The organism is Halomonas jincaotanensis (genome assembly GCF_018448785.1).
GTDB classification, from domain to species: Bacteria; Pseudomonadota; Gammaproteobacteria; order Pseudomonadales; family Halomonadaceae; genus Halomonas; species Halomonas jincaotanensis.
The window spans coordinates 48736-69243 of sequence record NZ_JAHCLU010000021.1; the positions used below are offsets into that span (position 1 = coordinate 48736).

Annotated in this window: 19 protein-coding genes; 5 read left to right on the forward strand and 14 right to left on the reverse strand. The window is 62.9% G+C overall.

All coding sequences use genetic code 11. The annotated features are described in order from the left end of the window. Positions 1-102: 102 nt before the first annotated feature. From folK to dksA, 7 genes are all read right to left on the reverse strand, one after another. Complete coding sequence (folK, locus tag KG088_RS16375) at positions 103-597, reverse strand: 2-amino-4-hydroxy-6-hydroxymethyldihydropteridine diphosphokinase (RefSeq protein WP_250148316.1); 495 nt, start codon at positions 595-597, stop codon at positions 103-105. Next, positions 594-1991: a polynucleotide adenylyltransferase PcnB gene (gene pcnB / locus KG088_RS16380; protein ID WP_213827206.1), complete on the reverse strand. Its 1398-nt coding sequence runs from the start codon at positions 1989-1991 to the stop codon at positions 594-596. Before pcnB ends, folK begins: the two co-directional genes overlap by 4 nt. Positions 1992-2853: 862 nt before the next feature. Next, positions 2854-4242 (reverse strand): sigma-54-dependent transcriptional regulator, encoded by a 1389-nt coding sequence (locus KG088_RS16385; protein ID WP_213827208.1) that lies wholly within the window; start codon positions 4240-4242, stop codon positions 2854-2856. Next, entirely contained in the window at positions 4220-7183 is a 2964-nt protein-coding gene (locus KG088_RS16390) for an ATP-binding protein (protein WP_213827210.1), read from the reverse strand. The genes KG088_RS16385 and KG088_RS16390 overlap by 23 nt, the downstream gene beginning before the upstream one ends. 47 nt (positions 7184-7230) lie before the next feature. After that, on the reverse strand, positions 7231-7407 hold the full coding sequence (locus tag KG088_RS16395; RefSeq protein WP_213827212.1) for a hypothetical protein: 177 nt from the start codon (positions 7405-7407) through the stop codon (positions 7231-7233). 52 nt (positions 7408-7459) lie between these two features. Continuing rightward, positions 7460-8365 carry a tRNA glutamyl-Q(34) synthetase GluQRS gene (gene gluQRS / locus KG088_RS16400; RefSeq protein WP_319941463.1) on the reverse strand — a complete coding sequence of 302 codons (906 nt, stop codon included), beginning with the start codon at positions 8363-8365 and terminating at the stop codon, positions 7460-7462. A gap of 90 nt (positions 8366-8455) precedes the next feature. Further along, positions 8456-8893, reverse strand: coding sequence for an RNA polymerase-binding protein DksA (dksA, locus tag KG088_RS16405; RefSeq protein WP_213827216.1), 438 nt, complete (start codon positions 8891-8893; stop codon positions 8456-8458). A gap of 222 nt (positions 8894-9115) precedes the next feature. Here dksA and KG088_RS16410 point away from each other — a divergent pair, with 222 nt between their 5' ends. Next, positions 9116-10276 (forward strand): pyridoxal phosphate-dependent aminotransferase, encoded by a 1161-nt coding sequence (locus KG088_RS16410; protein WP_213827218.1) that lies wholly within the window; start codon positions 9116-9118, stop codon positions 10274-10276. Further along, on the forward strand, positions 10276-11055 hold the full coding sequence (sfsA, locus tag KG088_RS16415; RefSeq protein ID WP_213827220.1) for a DNA/RNA nuclease SfsA: 780 nt from the start codon (positions 10276-10278) through the stop codon (positions 11053-11055). Before KG088_RS16410 ends, sfsA begins: the two co-directional genes overlap by 1 nt. Here sfsA and KG088_RS16420 read toward each other — a convergent pair. The 6 genes from KG088_RS16420 to KG088_RS16445 all read right to left on the reverse strand — a co-directional run bounded on the left by KG088_RS16420 (position 11040) and on the right by KG088_RS16445 (position 15581). After that, entirely contained in the window at positions 11040-11492 is a 453-nt protein-coding gene (locus tag KG088_RS16420) for a DUF4426 domain-containing protein (RefSeq protein ID WP_213827222.1), read from the reverse strand. The genes sfsA and KG088_RS16420 overlap by 16 nt on opposite strands. A 33-nt stretch (positions 11493-11525) precedes the next feature. Next, positions 11526-12128, reverse strand: coding sequence for a methionine biosynthesis protein MetW (gene metW / locus KG088_RS16425; protein ID WP_213827224.1), 603 nt, complete (start codon positions 12126-12128; stop codon positions 11526-11528). Next, entirely contained in the window at positions 12125-13285 is a 1161-nt protein-coding gene (gene metX / locus KG088_RS16430) for a homoserine O-succinyltransferase MetX (protein WP_213827244.1), read from the reverse strand. Before metX ends, metW begins: the two co-directional genes overlap by 4 nt. 38 nt (positions 13286-13323) lie before the next feature. Then, entirely contained in the window at positions 13324-13917 is a 594-nt protein-coding gene (locus tag KG088_RS16435; RefSeq protein WP_213827226.1) for a YggT family protein, read from the reverse strand. Between the two features lie 67 nt (positions 13918-13984). Continuing rightward, the gene (gene proC, locus KG088_RS16440) at positions 13985-14809 is read right to left on the reverse strand and encodes a pyrroline-5-carboxylate reductase (protein ID WP_213827228.1); all 825 of its coding nucleotides are present in this window, start codon (positions 14807-14809) and stop codon (positions 13985-13987) included. Between the two features lie 52 nt (positions 14810-14861). Continuing rightward, complete coding sequence (locus tag KG088_RS16445) at positions 14862-15581, reverse strand: YggS family pyridoxal phosphate-dependent enzyme (RefSeq protein ID WP_213827231.1); 720 nt, start codon at positions 15579-15581, stop codon at positions 14862-14864. A 60-nt stretch (positions 15582-15641) separates the two neighbouring features. Between KG088_RS16445 and KG088_RS16450 the strand changes: the two genes are divergently transcribed. Both KG088_RS16450 and KG088_RS16455 read left to right on the forward strand, forming a co-directional pair. Beyond that, positions 15642-16676 carry a type IV pilus twitching motility protein PilT gene (locus KG088_RS16450; RefSeq protein WP_213827233.1) on the forward strand — a complete coding sequence of 345 codons (1035 nt, stop codon included), beginning with the start codon at positions 15642-15644 and terminating at the stop codon, positions 16674-16676. Positions 16677-16707: 31 nt separating this feature from the next. Then, positions 16708-17853, forward strand: coding sequence for a PilT/PilU family type 4a pilus ATPase (locus KG088_RS16455; protein ID WP_213827235.1), 1146 nt, complete (start codon positions 16708-16710; stop codon positions 17851-17853). A gap of 35 nt (positions 17854-17888) precedes the next feature. On the opposite strand, the gene KG088_RS16460 is transcribed toward KG088_RS16455, so the two are convergent. Beyond that, complete coding sequence (locus tag KG088_RS16460) at positions 17889-19019, reverse strand: anhydro-N-acetylmuramic acid kinase (protein WP_213827236.1); 1131 nt, start codon at positions 19017-19019, stop codon at positions 17889-17891. A gap of 119 nt (positions 19020-19138) precedes the next feature. Here KG088_RS16460 and tyrS point away from each other — a divergent pair, with 119 nt between their 5' ends. Further along, positions 19139-20338: a tyrosine--tRNA ligase gene (gene tyrS, locus KG088_RS16465; protein ID WP_213827238.1), complete on the forward strand. Its 1200-nt coding sequence runs from the start codon at positions 19139-19141 to the stop codon at positions 20336-20338. Positions 20339-20508 lie beyond the last annotated feature (170 nt).

Here is a 20508-nt window from a genome sequence, read left to right on the forward strand (position 1 = left end):
CTCGTCGTTGTCGGCGGTCGGTGTCGATTGCCGCCCGAGTGGTGCCCATGATTGTTACCCAAACCGCCCCGAAGAGTCGATAGGTAACACGTTCTACACTTTTCAGGCGCCAGGTAACATCGGCGATACGTCGTGATCCCCAAGCGCGGCGGCCAGCCGAGACACCGAACGGCCGTCGGGAAGCCGCAGCTCTGGGGCGACCTCCGCCAGCGGCAGCAGCACGAAGGCTCGGTGAGCAAGCTCGGGGTGGGGCAGGGTCAGACGAGGCCATGCCAGACGATAGTCAGCGAATAGTAGCAGGTCGAGATCGAGGGTGCGGGGACCCCAGTGGCGCTGGCGTACGCGGCCATGACGCTGTTCCAGGGCCTGAAGTTGGTCGAGCAGCGCCAAGGGCGACAGACGCGTGGCAACCGTGGCCACGGCGTTGACGAAGTCGGGCTGATCGGCGGGACCGATCGGTCGACTCACATAACAGGTCGAGGCAGCGAGTCGGCGCGTCAAGGGCAGGTGTTCGAGTTCCTCGAGGGCACGTTTGACATGCCCGCCGGGATCGTCGAGGTTGCTGCCCAGGCCGATCCAGGCACGCTGATCCATCATGTTTCGCTCGAGGGGCTCCGCGGTTTACGACGGCGACGGCGGCGCTTGCGGGACGCGCCGCTGCCTGCCGGATCGGCACCGACCTTGCCCAGCAGGCGGCGTTGCTCGTGCTCATCGGCTTCCTGGAAGGCGGTCCACCAGTCGCCAAGACCCGGTGCGAGTTCACCCGCGGCTTCGCGAAGCAACAGCAGATCATAGGCGGCGCGGAAACGAGGATGCTCGCGAGTCTGGAAGACGCGGCGCCCTCGGCGCAATGGCAGGCGATGCTGTAGGTCCCAGATATCGCGCATCGGCATGCTGAAACGCTTGGGAATCGAGATATGCTGCAACTGGCGCGAGATGACCTGCTGGGAGGCTGCCTGCAAGGCCGGAACCGGCGGCATGCCATCGCCCTCCAGGATGGCCTGGCGCTGTTGCACCGGTCCCCAGAGCAGGGCGGCGAACAGGAATGCCGGGGTCACCGGACGCTCTTCGCGTATGCGTCGATCGGTGCTTTCCAGCGCCAGCTCGACCAACCTCTCGGTCCAGGGCAGCTCGTTCATGGCCTCGTCGGCTTCGGGGAACAGCATTGCGAACAGGCCGAAGTCACACAGCAAGTGGAACGAGGCGACCCCATGGCCAGTCATGAACAGTTTCAGGATCTCATCAAACAGTCGCGCTGGCGGAATCTGCAGCAACAGCGGCGCCTGTTCGAGAATGGGGGCTTCTGTCGCCACGTCGAGATCGAAGTCGAGCTTGGCCGCGAAGCGAACCGCCCGCAGCATGCGCACGGGGTCCTCGCGATAGCGGGTGGCCGGGTCACCGATAAGGCGCAAGGTGCGAGCCTCGATGTCTTCTATTCCCTCGGCAAAGTCGTGGATCGAGTAATCGGCAATGTTGTAGTAGAGAGCATTGATGGTGAAGTCCCGCCGCAACGCGTCTTCCTCGAGATTGCCCCAGACATTGTCGCGCAGCAGCAGGCCAGCATCGGACTGCTGGGCGATGTGATCGGAATGGTCATCGCCCGGTTTGCCACGAAAGGTGGTGACCTCGATGACTTCACGGCCGAAGCGCACGTGCACGATGCGAAAGCGTCGTCCAATGATCCGTGAATTGCGAAACAACTCGCGGATCTGTTCCGGCGTGGCGTCGGTGGCCACGTCGAAATCCTTGGGCATGCGTCCGAGCAGAGAGTCGCGGATGCAGCCGCCGACCAGAAACGCCTGGTGACCGGCGTTGTGCAGGCGATAGAGCACCTTGAGCGCGGCGTCACTAAAATGCTGTCGCGATACCGGATGATCTTCGCGAGAAATGAGGCGCGGCCCCGAGCTGACGACGGGAACAGCCTGTGGGTCGAACAGAGACTTCAGGCGTTCGCCTGGACCCTGCAGAAAGCGGGTAAATCCTTTGAACATGCGGCGATATCGACTCGCGGGTCACGGAAAAGCGTTGAGTGTAGCCGACCCCCGACACCTTGCAAAGCGTCGTACGGGTGGGGTGTCGGGGTAGAGAGGGCAAAACACAGAAAGGGGGAGACCCTACGGCCTCCCCCTAAGCAAGTCTGCAGCATCCTTACCGCTGATTCTTCTTCGTGATGGCGCATCGCCTTGAATACGTACCGCAGTCACCAAGGGCCTTGTAGGCAAGCAAATTGTTATCCTTGTTGATGCTCCCGAGGGCGACCGCCTCGTATTCAAAACAATAATCCAACCACGACGGCATACAGGTCATGCCTTTCCCCGGGTTATTGGTGTTGTTGCCGGGAATGCACGTTGACGGCGATTGTTTTTCTTGATGGCCGTGGAAAGTGCGTCGCGTCCTGATGGCTCCGGCGCTTCGGGATGTTGTTTTGATTGGACCCAAAGAGGGCGAAACGGTCGTTGTTGTTGTTGCACCCCGGTGGTGGGGTCGACCGGCCTTCGCCTCCGCAGCATCACTGTCCGATGTCATTCTTGTTGTTGTTTCTGAGTCGGACCTCGTCCACAGCTGCCTGGTTGTTGTTGTCGTCAGGCGGGGACAAGTGGATTTGTTTTTCTTGACTAGTAAGTAGCAGGGGGTGTGCCAGATGATCGTTAAGTCTTGTAAATCATGTTGTTGAGGTTTTCTGCCGGTAGGCTGTCCTTCACCGACACGCTGTGTGTTACCCCCGTGGGGCCAGAAGGGGGCGGCTGGTGGGTGAGAAGGTAACAATTGGTGCAAATTCGCTCTACGCCTCGTGGCCAACTTATCAGAATGACGGCCGCTGGCCTTGACCCTTGGTCGAAGCCGATGATCGGCTCAGCCGGTGGTGCGTCGTGACGTTTTCTTGCGGGGGATGCCGAGCCGCTGGCGGCGCTCCCAGAGACACTTGCGGCTGATCCCGAGCTTCTGTGCCAGCTCGGTTTCACTCATCTGATCCTGATGCTCCAGCACGAAATGCTGGAAATAGTCCTCCAGCGACAGATCCTCCTCATCCTCGCCTGCCGGCTCGGCGCTTTCCATAAGGTCAGGACCGCCAGCCGGTGGTTTGCTCAAGGGCCGCGTGGGGGGCACGAGGCCCAGGTCGTCGGGGTGAATCAGGTGACCTTCGGCGAGGATGACGCCGCGTTCCAGAGCATTTTCCAGTTCGCGCACATTGCCCGGCCAAGGGTAGTCACGTATGGTGCGGCGCGCAGCCTGAGAGAGTCTGAGTCCTGGATGATCGTGACGATGGCAGGCCTTGCCCAATAGCACGTCAGCGATCTCGAGGATGTCGTCATTGCGCTCACGGAGTGGCGGGAGGTCGATCTCCATGACATTGAGGCGGTAGTACAGATCGAGGCGAAACTCGCCGGTCTTCGACAGCGCACGTAGGTCACGATGGGTGGCGGCGATCAGCCGCACGTCGACATGCCGCGTCTCCACCGAGCCGACCCGGCGGATCTCGCCTTCCTGGAGCACGCGAAGCAAGCGGGCCTGGGCATCCAGCGGCAGTTCGCCGATCTCGTCGAGAAACAGTGTGCCGCTGCCGGCGGCCTCGACCAGGCCGGTTCTGGCGGCGCTGGCGCCGGTGAAGGCGCCCTTTTCGTGGCCGAACAGTTCGGATTCGATCAGCGTCTCCGGTATGGCCGCACAGTTCACGCAGATCAACGGCGCCCTGGCGCGCTTGCTCTGCTGGTGGATGGCGCGGGCCACCAACTCCTTGCCGGTGCCGGACTCGCCCTGGATCAGTACGGTCACGTCAGCGGGTGCGGTCTTGCGAATACGGGTATAGACCACCTGCATGGCCGCGCAATTGCCGATCATCGGCTGGGCGCTCCCGCTCGCCCCGGTGACATCGGGTGGGGCGATGTGCCGATCGGCTTGCTGGTGCAGTATCCTGGCCACCGTTTCGAGGAGTTCGTCATGATCGAAGGGCTTGGCGACATAATCCACGGCCCCGAGTTTCAGGGCCTCCACGGCCGAGCGCATGCTGGCGTAGCTGGTCATGATCAACACCGGCACTGGGTCGGCATGCCGGATGAGGTCGGTGCCGGGTTCTTCGGGCAGGCGCAGGTCACTGATCACCAGGTCGAAGCCCTGGGGGGCGAGCTCGAGGGCTTCGACGACCGAACCGGCTTCGCTGACCTGGTGAGCGTGGCGCTCAAGCAGTCGTCTCAGGGCACTGCGAATGATGGCTTCGTCTTCAACGATCAGAATCCGGCTCATTGGCGTGTGCAACCTCCTGTCGGTTGAGGGGCAGCCAGAGGCGGACTCGCGTGCCCTTTGCCTGGCCTGGCGGCGGGGAGTCGATGTCGATCTTCCCGTCGTGTTCGGCGATGATGCTGTAGACCAGCGCCATGCCGAGCCCGGTGCCCTCGCCGGGGGGCTTGGTGGTCGTGAAGGGCTCGAAGAGATGGTCACGAACGCTGTCATCGATACCCTCGCCCTCGTCAACGACGCTGACCCACAGCCCATCTCCCGTTGGCTCGGTCTCGATAGTGACCCGGTCGCCCGCGCCACTGGCGTCACGGGCGTTACCGAGCAGGTTGACCATCACCTGCAGCAACCGCTGAGCATCGCCCTGGACCTTCGGTTCGGCAAGGCAGCGGTTCTCGAACGCCACATCCTCTCCCGAGCGGGCAAGATGGATCAAGTGCAGCGCTTCGTCGGTGATGTCGGCCATCGAGACCGCACTGAGCGTATGCCCCGATACGTGTCGTCCGCCATGGGCGAAGCCCACCAGCGAGGCGACGATGCGCGAGACCCGCTGGGTCAGTTGCTGGATCTGGCTGGCGGTTTCCAGGATACGGGGATCGTCGGTGTCGTAGCGAAGGTTCTGGGCCAGTGAGGAGATGCCGGTGACGGGATTGCCGATCTCGTGGGCGACGCCAGCGGCCAGCTGGCCGATCGAGGCCAGCCGTGCGGCATGCACCAGCTCGTCCTCGAGCCACTTCATCTCGCTGTGATCCTCGATCAGGACCACCTTGCCTCCGTGCCCGTCCTCGCCGGCATCGAGCTCGGCCTTGTGCAATGTCAGGTGACGCAACTCGCCCGCGAGCTCGATGGGTTGCTTGTAGAGGCGGCTATGGGGGGCGGTGAGTATTCGGCCCAGCAGTTCTGCCCAGGGTGCTGGTAGATTGTCGCGGCGAGCGCCGATCACGCTGTCGCCGTCAATGCCGGTGAGAGCCGCAAGGGCATCGTTCCACATCAGGAGTTCACCGTCATCGCCGAAGGCACAGAGGCCGACCGGCAAACGCGCCAGGGTGCGGCGATGATAGCGACGCAGCCCGTCGAGCTCGCGGGCCAGGCCGGTAAGCCGGGTGCGATAGGCCTCCAGTCGGCTTTCGACAAAGTGGATATCCTCGGTGGCCGCCATCCCGTCGCCTCGGCGGTAGGGCAGGAATCGATCGACGATGTCCTGGGCCACCGACGGGCCCATCCGCCCGGAGAGGTTGGCCTGGATGCGGTCGCGTAGACGCCGCAGCGCGTAGGGCCGACTCTCCCGTGGCGAAAGGCTCAGATCCATGAGCGCGCAATCAACCTCGCGTTCAGCGATGTTCTCGCCGAGGGCTCGGGCCAGCTGCTGTTTGAATTCCTCACTGTTGGCGGCGATCAACGGTAAGCGTTTGGGGCGAATGACGGCGTCGACCGAACAGGCCTCGGCGGCGGCGCGCTCACCGGCCGAGGTGTGGGTCGCCAGCGACACCAGGATCAGGGTAAGGATATTGGCGGTGAGCGACACCAGGGTGACGAGATACCAGGGCGCCTGGCCGTCGATCCCCTCGAGACCCGGCGGCAGCAGGATCAGCCCGGGAAACGCGGCGAGAAGGGGTGGCCACAGGCCCAGCAGCCAGATCAGGCTACCGACAATCAGGCCGCTGACCATGCCCTTGCGGTTGGCGCCCGGCCAGTAGAGCAACGCCAGCATTCCCGGCAGACACTGGGCCATGCCGACGAAGGCCACCAGGCCAAGAGTGGTTAGGTCGTGCTTGACCCCCACCAGGCGATAGAAGAGCCAGCCGCCGAGAACCACCGCAGCGATCAGACCCTGCCGTAGCCACCGCAACCAGCGGTACAGGTCGAGCTTCTTGCCCGGCGGGAGGGCCACTAGCACCAAGTGATTGAGTATCATGCCCGAGAGCGCCAGGGAGATGATGATCATGGTGCCACTGGCCGCGGCCAGGCCGGCAATAAAGGCCGTGCCCTGGAGCCATGCGGCGTCTGACAGCGCGAAAGCATAATAGGCTTCACCGATGCCGGTGCCATCTTCCCCGAGCCGTTGGGCGCCCCACAGGATCAAGGGGATTGGTATCGCCATCAGCAGCAGGAACAGCGGCAATGCCCAGGCCGCCTGGAGCAAGGTGCGTCGTGACAGGGTTTCGGCGAAGGCCACATGAAACATGTGCGGCATCAGAAACGCTGCGGCGAAGAACAGCAGCAGCAGGGTGCGCCATCGCGTCGGGTCGAGTTGCTCGATCCCGGCCTGAGCACTGCGTCCAGGACCATCGAGCCAGGCCTGCAGGTCCACGGGACCGTCGAAGACCACGAACAGGGCATAGGCCCCCAGCACCAGCATAGCGGCAAGCTTGACCAGCGACTCGACGGCGATAGTCGCCAGCAGGGTGTCATGGCGGGCATGTAGGCGTGCATGGCGGGCACCGAAGGCGATCGCAAACAGGGCGATCATCACGCAGAAGGCGAGCGCAAACAGCGAGGGAGTGCCAGTGCCGGTCATCAGGAAGATAGTGTCACCCAGGGTCTGGACCTGCAGGGCCAGCAGCGGCAGGACTGCCAGCAGGCTGATGAGGGTCACTAGGCTGCCGACCCAGCGTGAACGAAATCGAAAGGCGAAAAGGTCGGCCAGCGAGGCCAGTTGGTAGGCGCGCGACAGGCGCTGAATCGGTACCAGCAAGACCGGCGCGAGCAGAAAGGCGCCGGCCACACCCAGGTAATAAGCCAGATATCCGAAGCCCACGCGACCCGCCAGTTCCAGACTGCCGTAGGTCGCCCAGGCGCTGGCGTAGACGCCAAGCGCGAGGATGTAGACTGCTGGGTGGCGGGAAAGACGCACGGGAACCCAGCCGCGCTCCACCGCCAGGGCGCCCACAAATAGCAGCCCCAGGTAGCCGAGGCCGAGCAGCATGACGGCACTTAGGCTGAGGGTCATCGGGGGCCTCTCATCGGCCGTTCGCGTTGGTTGCGGCGTCGCTTGCGCTAACGTTCATCGAGCCTTCGCTTCTGTTCCAGCCAAAGTGTCAGGGCGATCAGTACGCCCCAGATCGCGAAGGGGCGATACCAGGCCACCCCGGGGCTGGCCCAGCCGCTCATCAGCAGCGGGGAGAGCAAGTAGCCACCGAACACCAGCAGTAGCATGATGCGATAGACGTACAAGGCGCTCTCCTTTTATGACGACTCTATTATGGCGTTTCATGAGTCGACGCTTTCACCGCGTCGAAATGGCGTCGCCCTCCGTCACCGTGCGTTTCCGCTCGGGCCGGATACGTCCGACATCCCAGTCGGCAATGGCTTGGTCGAGTTGCTCGCTGACCGGGGCCGCGGCAAGGCCAGGCTGAGGGGCTTGATCCAAGGCCAGAAGCGCACGGTGTAGCAGAGGGCGTACCGAGGCATCCTCGAGCGGCAGCGGCGCGGCCAGGTTCTGTTTGGAGAGTTTCTGGCCACTGGCGTCCATGATCAACGGTAGATGCAGATAGCGCGGTTCGGGCAGGCCCAGTGCCTGCTGCAGCTGGCGCTGCCAGGGGGTGTTGTCGAGAAGATCGGCGCCGCGCGCCACATCGGTGATGCCTTGGTCGGCATCGTCCACCACCACGGCGAGCTGGTAGGCCCATAGGGCGTCCTTGCGCTTGAGTACCACGTCGCCCATCGCCGCCGGGTCAAGGCACTGCTCACCGAGCAGACGGTCCTGCCAGATCACGGGGCGCTGGCCAAGATCGCTGCGCAGCCGCCAGGCGACCGGCTTGTCCGGCTCGCGAACGCCACTGCGACACCAGCCAGGGTAAATCGGATACTGGCGCCATTGCCGGCGCGAGCAGCTGCAAGGGTAGGCGAGCCCCAGTGCCTCGAGACGCGCGAGGGCGCGGGCATAGTGAGCCTCGCGCCCCTGTTGCCAGAGCACCCGGCCGTCCCAATGCAAGCCGAAGGCCTCGAGCTGGGCAATGATGATCTCTGCCGCCCCGGCCGGGCAGCGGGGCGGATCGATGTCCTCGATGCGCAGCAGCCACTCTCCTCCGGCCCGGCGGGCATCGAGGAAACTCGCCAGCGCGGCGATCAGGGAGCCGAAATGTAGCGGTCCGGAAGGGGTCGGAGCGAAACGTCCGCGGTAGTCGGTCACAGGCTCCTCCCAAGGCGGGGGGTGAGCATGCAAACGGGCACCTTGAGGTGCCCGCAACGGTTCCATGAGGGCGCCGTCGACATCGACGGATCAGCCGCCCAGCTGTTTTTCCTTGAGTTCGGCCAGGGTCTTGCAATCGACGCAAAGGGTCGCCGTGGGGCGCGCTTCCAGTCGGCGAATACCGATCTCAACGCCGCAGGCCTCGCAGAAGCCGTAATCTTCCTCATCGATCATGTCGAGAGTCTCGTTGATCTTCTTGAGGAGCTTGCGTTCACGGTCGCGAGTGCGCAACTCAAGGCTGAAGCCTTCTTCCTGCGTGGCACGATCCGCCGGGTCGGCGTAATTGTTCGCCTCTTCCTGAAGGTGGCGCACGGTGCGGTCCACTTCTTCCATGAGCTCCTGCTTCCAGCCCAGAAGAATCTGTCGAAAGTGCTCAAGCTGCTGCTCGTTCATGTATTCTTCACCCTGCGCCGGCTCGTACGGGGTGAATTTCTTGGGCGCTTCCACTTTCTTGTCGGCTACTGGCATGGGACTGCCTCGTTACTGGGTGACTGCTGATCAATACCTGCCGTAATGCACGGTATCTCACGCCAAAGGGATGCTTGTTTATCCGAAATGGACACGTTTTGCAACACTTCAGGCCCTCTGTCCTGCGCTGGCACAATGAAAGTCGTTACCTTACTACACCTTTTGGACCGCGCGACGGACGACTTGTCCCTTTCACGGTCACGACACCGCAAGGAGGCCACCATGGCATGGCATTCGCGAGTCGAACAGATTGCCCCCTTCCGGGTGATGAACCTGTTGGCGAGCGCCCAGGCGCGCGAGGCTGCCGGCCATGATGTTATCCATCTCGAGGTCGGCGAGCCTGACTTTAACACTCCCGAGCCGGTGGTGGCGGCCGGCCAGGCGGCCCTTGCGGCGGGGCATACCCGTTATACTCCGGCAACAGGCCTGCCAGCCCTGCGCAGCGCCATCGCCGGCCATTATGCCGAGCACTTCGGTGTCGCGGTCGACCCTGGCCGAATCATCGTCACGCCGGGTGCCTCGGGCGCGCTATTGCTGGCAAGCCAATTACTGGCCGGCCCCGGCGACCGCGTGTTGATGGCAGATCCCAACTATCCCTGCAATCGTCATTTCATGGCCCTGGCTGGCGCTTCAATCGATGCCGTGCCCGTGGGGCCACAGAGCGGCTGGCAGCTGGATGCCAGCCTGGTGGCGCGCCACTGGCGCGACGAGACGCGCCTGGCGATGCTGGCTACCCCTTCCAATCCCACCGGTCACATGCTCGATGCCGAGTCGCTCGCTGCGGTGGTCGAGACGGTGGCCGAGCGAGATGGCGAGTTGCTGGTCGACGAGATCTACCAAGGGTTGTCGTATGATCTGGCGCCGCTTTCGGTGGCCTCGATCACCCCGGACGCGTTCGTGGTCAACAGCTTCTCAAAGTATTTCGGCATGACCGGCTGGCGCCTGGGCTGGCTGCTGGCACCGGAAGCGGCGGTGGAACCGCTGACCCGCCTGGCCCAGAACGTATTCCTGGCCGCCTCCACCCCGGCGCAGCATGCGGCATTGGCGGCCTTCACCCCGCAATGCCGGGAAATTCTCGAGGCCCGGCGCGCCGAACTCGGCCGGCGTCGCGATGCGCTGCTGGCGGGATTGGCGCGGCTGGGTCTGGCGCCGTCACTGGCGCCCCAGGGAGCGTTCTACCTGTGGCTGGATATCTCGCGCTACAGCCATGACAGCCAGACCTTCTGTCAGCGGTTGCTGGAAGAAGAGAACGTTGCGATCACTCCCGGTATCGACTTCGCCCTCAAGGGCGGCGCGCATCATGTGCGCATCGCCTTCACCACGGGTATCGCGCGTCTGGAAGAGGCGGTCTATCGCCTTGAGCGCTTCCTGGCGCGTCGCTGATGGAATACCCGGCCTTGGCACCCGGTATCCTGCTGCGCCGCTACAAGCGCTTCTTCGCCGACGTGTGTCTCGACGACGGCCGCGAGGTAGTGGCTCATTGCCCCAACACTGGCTCCATGCGGGCCGTGAATGTGCCGGGGTGTCGGGTCTGGCTTGCGGCGAGCGACAACCCCAAGCGCAAGCTGGCCTGGACCTGGGAACTCATCGAGTTGCCACAGCCGGACGGCAGCACGGCGATGGTGTCGGTGCATACTGGGCGCGCCAATCGACTGGTCGAGGAGGCCCTGAGGGAACAGCGCCTGTCCGGCCTGGACGGCTACACGACGCTCAAGCGCGAGGCGAGAGTCGTCGGGGGTGCCACACAGACCCAGGCCCGGCTGGACTTTCGCCTGGATGAACCGAAGCATGCGAGCGCTTTCATCGAAGTCAAGCAGGTCACCTTGAAGGAGCCCGACGGCCACGGCTATTTTCCCGATGCGGTGAGCGCGAGAGGGCGAAAACACCTCTTTGCACTAGCCGACCTGGCGGCCAGCGGGCATCGCGCCGTGCTGCTGTTCTGCGTAGCCCATGCAGGGATTCGCGACGTGGCGCCGGCGGGGCATATTGACCCGGCTTATACCCTTGCCTTGCGCGAGGTGGCGGCGCTTGGCGTCGAAATGCTGGCATACGGCTGTCAGGTGAACTGCCACGAGGGCGTGCCGGCGACGATTCATTTGAGCGATCCGTTGCCCATCCATCTCGGCCCTGCCGACTCCGACTGCGTTCAACGATCGATGTAGAAGCGCTGGATGAAGCTGACCTCGGTCGGTGGGGCATTGCGGTCGTAACGCACGCGTAAATCGAAGCGCATCGGCTCGTCGTCCTGAATGCGGAACACTGCGACCTGAGACGGCGTGTCGCCGATGCGCAGGCTGCGAAACTCGAGCGTTGAGCCGCCGGCCTCGCCGAGGGGGCCGACGGTCCCCTGGACCGACGCCGTCACGGGCGGTGTCGAGCCATCATCCTGGACCTCAAGCACACTGACATTGAGCAGCGCCATGGCAGGACTGCGCTGAATGCCATGCTCCTCGGTGACGTCTCGGGGCAGGAAGCTGGTGTTCACCGCGCTGTAGTGAATCTGGTAATCGCCTATCTGTTCGAACTGCTGGGCAGCGAGCGGCCCCGCCAGCAGTAATAGCCAGGTGAGGGCGATGAGGTGCAGGGGTCGTCGGGTCATCAGGAAGTCTCTCATGAAGCGGGTCGCTAACGTTCAATCCCGGTGGCGACTGACACGGAAGATTGCGATCTCGCCGAACAGGTTGGGCCACCAGCGTGAGGTCCAGTGGCCCTCGTGGTCGCCGATGCCCACGGCACGGTCGACGATAATCAGACCCTTGTCACGGCAGAGTTGTTCAAAATCGTTGAAGGTCGATAGGTGGATGTTGGGCGTGTCATACCAGGCGTGAGGCAGCGACTTTGAGACCGGCATGAAGCCCTTGAAGCCGAGATAGGCACGATGCCGCCAGTAGGCGAAATTGGGGAAGGTGATGATGCATTCACCGGCGACCCGCAGCATCTCGTCGAGCATCAGGTCAGGACGGCGCAGGGCCTGCAGCGCCTGGGTCATGATCACTAGATCGCAGGCGTCGTCCTCGAAGTTGGCCAGGCCCTCGTCGAGGTTCTGTTCGATGACGTTGACGCCTTTCTGCAGACAGGCGGTGATACCGTCGGGATCGATTTCGAGCCCATAACCGCTGACATGCTTGTCGCGGGCCAGGGCGGCCAGCAGAGTGCCATTGCCACAGGCCAGATCGAGGATATGCGCACCTTCGGGCACCCAGCCATGAATGAGCGTCAAGTCGGCGCGCTTCATGACGGGCCTCCCAGATTCAGATCGTGGGCTACGCGGGACATGAAGCCGGCGAACACCGCCTGGTAGCGGGGCTGGGGCATCAGGAAGGCGTCGTGGCCGTGTGGCGAGTCGATGTTGACGAAGCTGACTGCCTTATTGGCCTGGATCAGGGCGTTGACCAGTTCCTTGGAGCGCGACGGTGGAAATCGCCAGTCGGTAGAGAAGCTGACCACCAGGAACGGACAGTAGGCGGGAGCCAGAGCACGGGCCAGGTCACCGCCGTGGGCCGCGGCTGGGTCGAAATAATCCAGTGCCTTGGTCATCAGCAGATAGGTATTGGCATCGAAGGAGTTCGAGAAGGTATCACCTTGATAGCGGAGGTAGGATTCCACCTGGAATTCGACGTCGTAGCCGAAACTGAAGTCGTCGGAGCGCAGGTCGCGACCGAACTTGGTGCCCATGGCGTCTGCCGACAAATAGGTAATGTGGCCCACCATTCGGGCCAGTTTCAAACCGCGACGCGGCAAGGTGTCGTGTTCGTAATACCAGCCCGCGTGGAAATCGGGATCGGAGCGAATTGCCTGGCGAGCCACTTCGTTGAAGGCGATGTTCTGGGCCGACAGCTTAGGGGTGGCGGCGATGACGACTGCATTGGCGATGCGTTCGGGGTAGGCCAGTGCCCATTGCAGCACCTGCATGCCGCCGAGGCTGCCGCCGATTACCGCGGCAAATCGCTCGATACCCAGTCGCTCGGCTAGCCGGGCCTGACTGTGGACCCAGTCGCCCACCGTCACCATCGGGAATTCCGGGCCCCACTGACGGCTGGTGTCCGGATTCAGGCTGATCGGGCCGGTGCTGCCGTGGCAGCCGCCAAGGTTGTTCAAGGAGACCACGAAAAAGCGGTCGGTATCGATGGATTTGCCGGGGCCGATATGCGCGTCCCACCATCCCGGCTTGCGTTCCTCGAGGCTGTGGAAACCGGCGGCATGATGGTGCCCCGACAAGGCATGGCAGATCAGTACGGCATTGGAACGCTCGGCATTCAGGATGCCGTAGGTTTCAAACACCAGGTCGTAGGCCGGCAGCGTCTTGCCGCAGGCCAGCGCTAGAGGATCGTCGAAGTGCGCCGTCTGCGGCGTAACCAAGCCGATTGAGTCGCTTGGTAGCCCGTCGGGTATCACGCGGTCAGCCTCCGGTCGTTGGGTGGGCGTCTGGGTCACAGGCCAACCAGGGCACCGGAAATGCCGGCAGCGCGGGTCAATGATCCCACCACGAGGCCATCAAGAATGCTGATTGCAATAAACGCCACTATCGGCGAGAGGTCGATCATGCCCAGCGGTGGGATGACCTTGCGCAACGGCGCCATGATGGGCTCTACCAGTTGCATCACCATCAGGGCACCGGGGTGGCTGGCGTTGGGTGCGACCCAGCTGAGGATGATCATCACGATCAGCGCCAGAAAGTAGATCTTGAGGATGGCGTTGGCGAGTGCCGCGACGGCACCGATGGCCACGCCGATCAGCGGCGCCATACCGAAGCCGGCGATTTGCAGGATGACCAGGATGCTTACCGCCTTGATCACAAAGCCGGCGGCCAGCGTGGCGAGATCGAAGCGTCCCATCACCGGACCCAGAAAACTCTGGAAGGGCCGCACCACGGGCTGCGTCACTTTTACCACCGACTGGCTGATGGGGTTGTAGTAATCAGCTCGGGATGCCTGCAACAGAAAGCGCAGCATCAGCAGGAACAGGTAGATGTTGATGAGGGTGTTGACCAGCAGCAGGCCGGCGCTTCCCAATTGGCTGCCCATCAGGGCTCCTCCGTAGTCCTTGAGAGTGGGTCGTGTGAACCGGTGTCTCGTGAATGCATGTCGGCGATTAACGCTTGCCCAACTCGTCGGCCATCTCGCTGGCGCGATGCGCACAGGCGATCATGGCATCCTGCACGATACGGCGCAGGCCGGCACCTTCGAGGTGCTCGATAGCGCGTTCGGTGGTGCCACCCGGAGACATCACGTTGCGCTTTAGCTCGGCCGGCGTTGCGTCGCTCTGCATGGCCATCTTCGCGGCGCCATAAGCGGTCTGCATGGCTAGCCGGCGAGCGGTGTCGGCGGGCAAGCCAAGGCTGGCACCGGCTTCCTCCATGGCCTCGAACATCAGGAAGAAGTAGGCCGGTGCGCTTCCGGAGACGGCTGTGACCGCTTCGAGCAATCCTTCGTCATCGACCCATTCTACCAGCCCCACTGCCTCCATCAGCTCGGTGGCGAGCGCGCGTTGGGAAGCCTCGACCCGAGGGTTGGCATAGAGCCCCGAGGCGCCGGCGCCCACCAGCGAGGGCGTGTTGGGCATGCAGCGTACCACGGCCAGCTCGCCGCCGAGCCAGTGTTCGAGGGTCTCGGCCGGCAGGCCTGCCGCCACCGAGATAATCAGCGGCCGGCGTGCCTGGATGGAAGTGTGCATCTTCTCGCAGACTTCCCGCATGATCTGGGGCTTTACGGCCAGCACCACGACGTCGGCCTGTTCGACGGCCATATTGTTGTCGGTCTCGGTGCGAATTCCCAACCGATCGCGCAGCGGTGCAAGCATCTTGTCGCTGGGCGACGTCGCGGTGATGGCCTCGGGTGCGAAGCCGCTGTCTACCATGCCACCGATGATGGCACCGGCCATGTTGCCGGCACCAATGAACGTTACTTTGCTAGCCATGCGCACTGTCCTTTGTTTCATGTGAGACGCCGGGTGCGGCGTCGTCCGGTCGTTATCGGGTGTCGCGCTCGCCGAAGATGGCGGTACCCAGCCGCACCAGCGTGGCGCCTTCCAGCACAGCGGCTTCCAGGTCCGCGCTCATCCCCATGGAGAGCGTGTCGAGCGGTGCCTCTGGAAAACGCTGCTGAAGTGCCTGGAGAGCGTCTCTCAGCCGAGCGAAAGGCCGGCGCTGGGCGTCGAGGCCCTCGGCTTGCGCCGGAATGGCCATCAAGCCGCGCAGGCGCAGGGCCGGCATGGTCAGTACCGCTTCGGCGAGACTCGGCAGCTCATTGAGATTCACGCCCGACTTGCTGGGCTCGTCGCTGATATTGACCTGCAGACACACGTTCAAGGGCCCGCACGCTTCGGGGCGTTGGTCGTTCAGGCGACGGGCGATCTTTTCCCGGTCTACGCTATGCACCCAGTCGAAGTGCTCGGCGACGTCTCGCGTCTTGTTGGATTGCAAGGGACCGATGAAATGCCAGACGATGTCGGGCAGATCGGCCAGTTCAGCCTGCTTTGCCAAGGCTTCCTGGAGATAGTTTTCGCCAAAGTCACGTTGGTCAAGGTGCCATGCGTCACGGATCATCTTGGCCGGCTTGGTTTTGCTGACGGCAAGTAGCCGGGCGTCCTGGTCGGGGCGACCCGCTTCCGCCAGGGCTGTGGCCAGTCGCCCGCGAGCAGTGACGAGCGATTCGTCAAGTGACGGGTTGGAAAGTGACGAGGCTGTCATGCAAAAAGGTCTATCATACGGGCCATCCTAATTTACCCCTTACCGGGAGCAGGGAAACGCATGGATATTACCGAACTGCTGGCGTTCTCGGCAAAGCAGAATGCCTCGGACCTCCACCTCTCGGCAGGTCTGCCGCCAATGATTCGCGTCGATGGTGACATTCGGCGACTCAATGTGCCGGCCATGGAGGACCGCGAGGTCCGTAAGCTCATCTACGACATCATGGCTGATCGTCAGCGCCGCGACTACGAGGAGTTCCTCGAAACCGATTTCTCCTTCGAGGTGCCGGGCGTGTCTCGTTTTCGTGTCAACGTCTTCAATCAAGCCCGCGGCTCGGGTGCGGTATTCCGGACGATCCCCTCGGAAGTACTGACGTTTGACGATCTGGGTATGGGAGACGTGTTCCGGCGCCTGTCGATGCTGCCACGCGGACTGGTGCTGGTAACCGGACCCACTGGCTCAGGCAAGAGCACCACCCTGGCGGCAATGATCGATTACATTAACGATAGTCGCTTCGAACATATCCTGACCATCGAGGATCCGGTGGAATTCGTGCACCGCAGCAAGCGCTGTCTGGTCAACCAGCGCGAGGTCCATCGTGACACCCATGGCTTCGCTCCAGCGCTGCGCAGTGCCTTGCGGGAGGATCCCGATATCATACTGGTGGGTGAGATGCGTGACCTGGAAACGATCCGCCTGGCCATGACCGCGGCAGAGACCGGGCATCTGGTGTTCGGCACGTTGCACACGACCTCAGCGGCCAAGACCATCGACCGTATCATCGACGTCTTTCCCGGTGACGAGAAATCCATGGTGCGCTCCATGCTTTCCGAATCGCTCCAGGCGGTGATTTCCCAAGCGCTGCTCAAGCGTCAGGGCGGAGGGCGCGTGGCGGCCCATGAGATTCTCATCGCCACGTCGGCGGTGCGCAATCTGATCCGTGAAGACAAGGTGGCGCAGATCTATTCGGCGATCCAGACCGGTGGCAACCTGGGCATGCAGACGCTGGATGCCTCGCTGGCCAAGTTGGTTGCCGATAATACAGTGGCCCGGGAAGAAGCCCAGACCAAGGCCAAGAGTGTGCTCTCGAGCTGAAAGAGCGACTCGAACGACAAGGAACGGAGACATGACGGCACAAGAGTGGCTCTATCAGCTGCTGGACATCATGGTGAAACAGGATGCCTCGGATCTGCTGATCTCGGTGAATGCTCCCCCGACACTCAAGATGGCTGGCAAGCTGACGCCGTTGGGGGATCAGGGGCTCACCACCCAACAGGTGCAGGAATTGGTGGGGATCTCGATTCCTGAATCCTCCTTTCAGCGCTTTCAGGTCGAGCATGAGGCAAACTTCGCGCTGAGCCTGCCGGGGCGTGGCCGTTTCAGGGTCAGCGCCTTTCAGCAGCGTAACCAACCCGCCATGGTGATTCGCCGCATCGGGTTGACGATCCCGCACCTGGAGGAGCTCTCCCTCCCGCCTGTACTCGGCGAGCTATGTAACAACAAGCGTGGCCTGGTGTTCGTGGTCGGTGGTACGGGAACCGGAAAGTCGACGACCCTGGCGTCGATGATCCAACACCGCAACGAAACCACCGGTGGGCACATCATCAGCGTCGAGGACCCCATCGAATACGTCCACCCGCACCGCAAGGCGATCATCAACCAGCGTGAAGTGGGCATCGACACCGACTCCTTCGAAGTGGCCTTGAAGAACACGCTGCGCCAGGCCCCGGATGTGATACTCATCGGTGAGATTCGGACCCGGGAGACCATGGAGCATGCGCTGACCTTCGCCGAGACCGGTCACCTGTGCCTGGCCACTCTGCATGCCAACAACGCCAACCAGGCATTGGATCGCATCATCAACTTCTTTCCGCTCGAACGGCATTCTCAGATATGGCTCGACCTGTCACTCAACCTGCAAGCCATCGTGGCGCAGCAACTACTGCCCACGGTAGTCGAGGGAGGGCGCTGTGCCGCCATCGAGGTCATGCTCAAGTCACCGCTGATCGGCGACCTGGTTCGCAAAGGCGAGGTTACCGAGATCAAGAATGTCATGGCGCGATCACGCGACCTGGGCATGCAGACATTCGATCAGGCGCTCTTCGATCTCTTCAAGGCCGAGAAGATATCCGAGGAAGTGGCACTGGTGCATGCCGACTCGCCCAACGACCTTCGCATGATGATCAAGTATGGCGATGAGGGCAGCGAAGGCGTGAGCCAGGCCAAGGAGGCGGCCAGCCATCTTTCGCTGCGCAGCGAGGATGACTTCTAGGTATCGCCCCTTCGCGAGCAAGACTCATTGGTACATCAGGGGGCATAGAGGCCGCCCAGTATTCGGGGGCCACTGGCGCCGGTCACCGAGGGCAGGTTGCCGGCCAGGCCGGCAAGCCTTCGCCAGGCCAGCCAGGCGAATGCACCGCCTTCCAGCCAGTCCGCCGGCCAGCCCCATTCGTCGCTTGCCACTAGCGGCGTCTCGGGGAGGCGCTGCGCCAACCGGCTAAGCAGGACGGGGTTGTGAGCGCCGCCGCCGCAGGGAATCAATGCGGCTGCAGGGGGCGCGTCGAGCTGTTCTCGAGCCATCATCACTCCCATCGCCGCACTGGCAGCGGTCAGCTCGGCGAGTGTCGCCTGTACGTCTTCCGGCCGTTCCTCTCCTTTTAGTTGTGTTTCGAGCCAGCCGAGATGAAAGGCTTCACGCCCGGTGCTGCGCGGCGGTGGGCGATGAAAGAAAGGGTCAGCCAGCAGCCTTTCCAGCAGTGCTTCATCGATCCGGCCCGTGGTGGCCCAGTGGCCACCGGCATCAAAGCGTTCGTGGCGGTGACGGGCATGCCAGGCGTCCAGCAGGGCATTGGCTGGACCGGTATCAAAGCCCAGTGGGAGGCGTTCGTCCTCCTCGGGCGGCAGCAGCGTCAGGTTGGCGAAGCCCCCCAAATTCAGCACCAAACGCCACTCACCTGGCGCGCGGAATAGTGCTTCATGAAAGGCCGGCGCGAGCGGGGCGGCCTGGCCCCCGGCGGCCAGGTCGCGGCGACGGAAGTCGGCCACGACCGCACAGCCCGTGAGTTCGGCGAGCAGGCTGGGGTTGTCGAGCTGCAGGGTGTAGGGGGGGCCGCCGTCATGACCCGATGGTGCGTGTTCGATGGTCTGCCCGTGGCTGCCCAGGGCGGCGATGGCCTTTGTCGGGGTGTTACTCGACGCCAGGAGCGTAGCGACGGCTTGGGCCTGCAGTCGGCAGAAGCTGTCCTCGGCGCGGGCCAACTCGGCGAAGCTTGCCCTCTGGGCATGGCAGAGCGCCCAGAGGTGTTCGTGCAGTGACTGCGGCATTGGCTCGGCATGGCTTGCGATCAGTTGCGGCTGGCCCGTCTCGTCAATGTCGACCAGAACGGCATCGATGCCGTCGAGGCTGGTGCCCGACATGAGCCCCACGAATAGTGGCATGTGTTTCTCCCGAGTCGATCTGGCGTCATCGCGCGCTTACGAGTCATGCTACCATCCTGTCGCATTCGGTGGGCCCGGCAGATGAGCCCGACACCCCTTATGATGTGGAGCAGGAGACGATGACCGATGTTGCGAGCGCGCTGGCGCTTCTTCAGCGCGGCACCCATGAAATCCTTGTCGAGGATGAGCTGAAACAAAGGCTCGCCTCTGGTCGTAAACTGCGTATCAAGGCAGGCTTCGATCCCACGGCGCCAGATCTCCATCTGGGGCATAGCGTGTTGCTGACCAAGATGCGCCAGTTTCAGGATCTGGGTCACGAGGTCATCTTCCTCATCGGCGATTTTACTGGCCGCATCGGCGACCCCTCCGGCAAGAACGTGACGCGCAAGCCGCTCACCGAAAAGGAAGTCAAGGTCAACGCCGAGACCTACAGACAGCAGGTGTTCAAGATCCTCGACCCCGACAAGACCGAGGTACGTTTCAATTCCGAGTGGTTCGCGACCATGAGTGCCGCCGACATGATCGAGCTGGCCGGCCAGAGCACCGTGGCGCGCATGCTCGAGCGAGATGACTTCGAGAAGCGCTACGCGTCAGGGCAGTCCATCTCGATCCACGAGTTTCTCTACCCGCTGGTGCAGGGCTACGACTCGGTGGCCCTTGAGGCCGACGTGGAGCTCGGCGGCACCGATCAGAAGTTCAACCTGTTGATGGGGCGCGAGCTACAGAAACATTTTGATCAGGCCCCACAGGTGGTGATTACCATGCCCCTGCTCGAAGGCCTTGACGGCGTGCAGAAGATGTCGAAGTCGCTGGGCAACTACGTCGGCGTCGATGAAGCACCTGGCGCCATGTTCAGCAAGCTCGTATCGATGCCCGACAGCCTGATGTGGCGTTACTTCGAGCTGCTCTCCCTCAAGTCCAACGAGGAGATCGAATCGCTCGAGCGCGATGTCGAGCAGGGTGCCAACCCGCGTGATATCAAGATGGTGCTGGCGCGTGAGCTGATCGGTCGCTATCACGGTGAGGACGCTGCGGCGAATGCCCATAAGTCAGCCGGTAACCAGCTGGCCGAGGGCGAGCTTCCCGATGATCTTCCCGAGGTCGAGGTCGATTTCGAGGGCAGTGCTCAAGTACCCATCGCGGCGGTACTCAATCGGTCAGGTTTGGCCAACAATAGCGCTCAGGCCAAGGATATGCTCGGCAATGGTCGGGTCAAGGTCGATGGTGAGGTGGTCGAGCGCGACCACATGCTCCAGTCGGGCGAGCGCTACGTGATCCAGGCAGGCAAGAAGCGCTATGCGCGGGTAACGATTCGCTGACAGGCGTTGAATCGGTTGGCGGCAGGCGGTCTATAGCGCTGTGTATGTCATCGTTTTGACTTATTTGGAGCAAGGGCTTGCACGCTTGGCCGGGAGATCGTAGGATACGCATCCGCTGCCAGGGACGGGGGACGTTTTTGGCGGTGCAGGCGGACGAAGTGGTTGTTTTT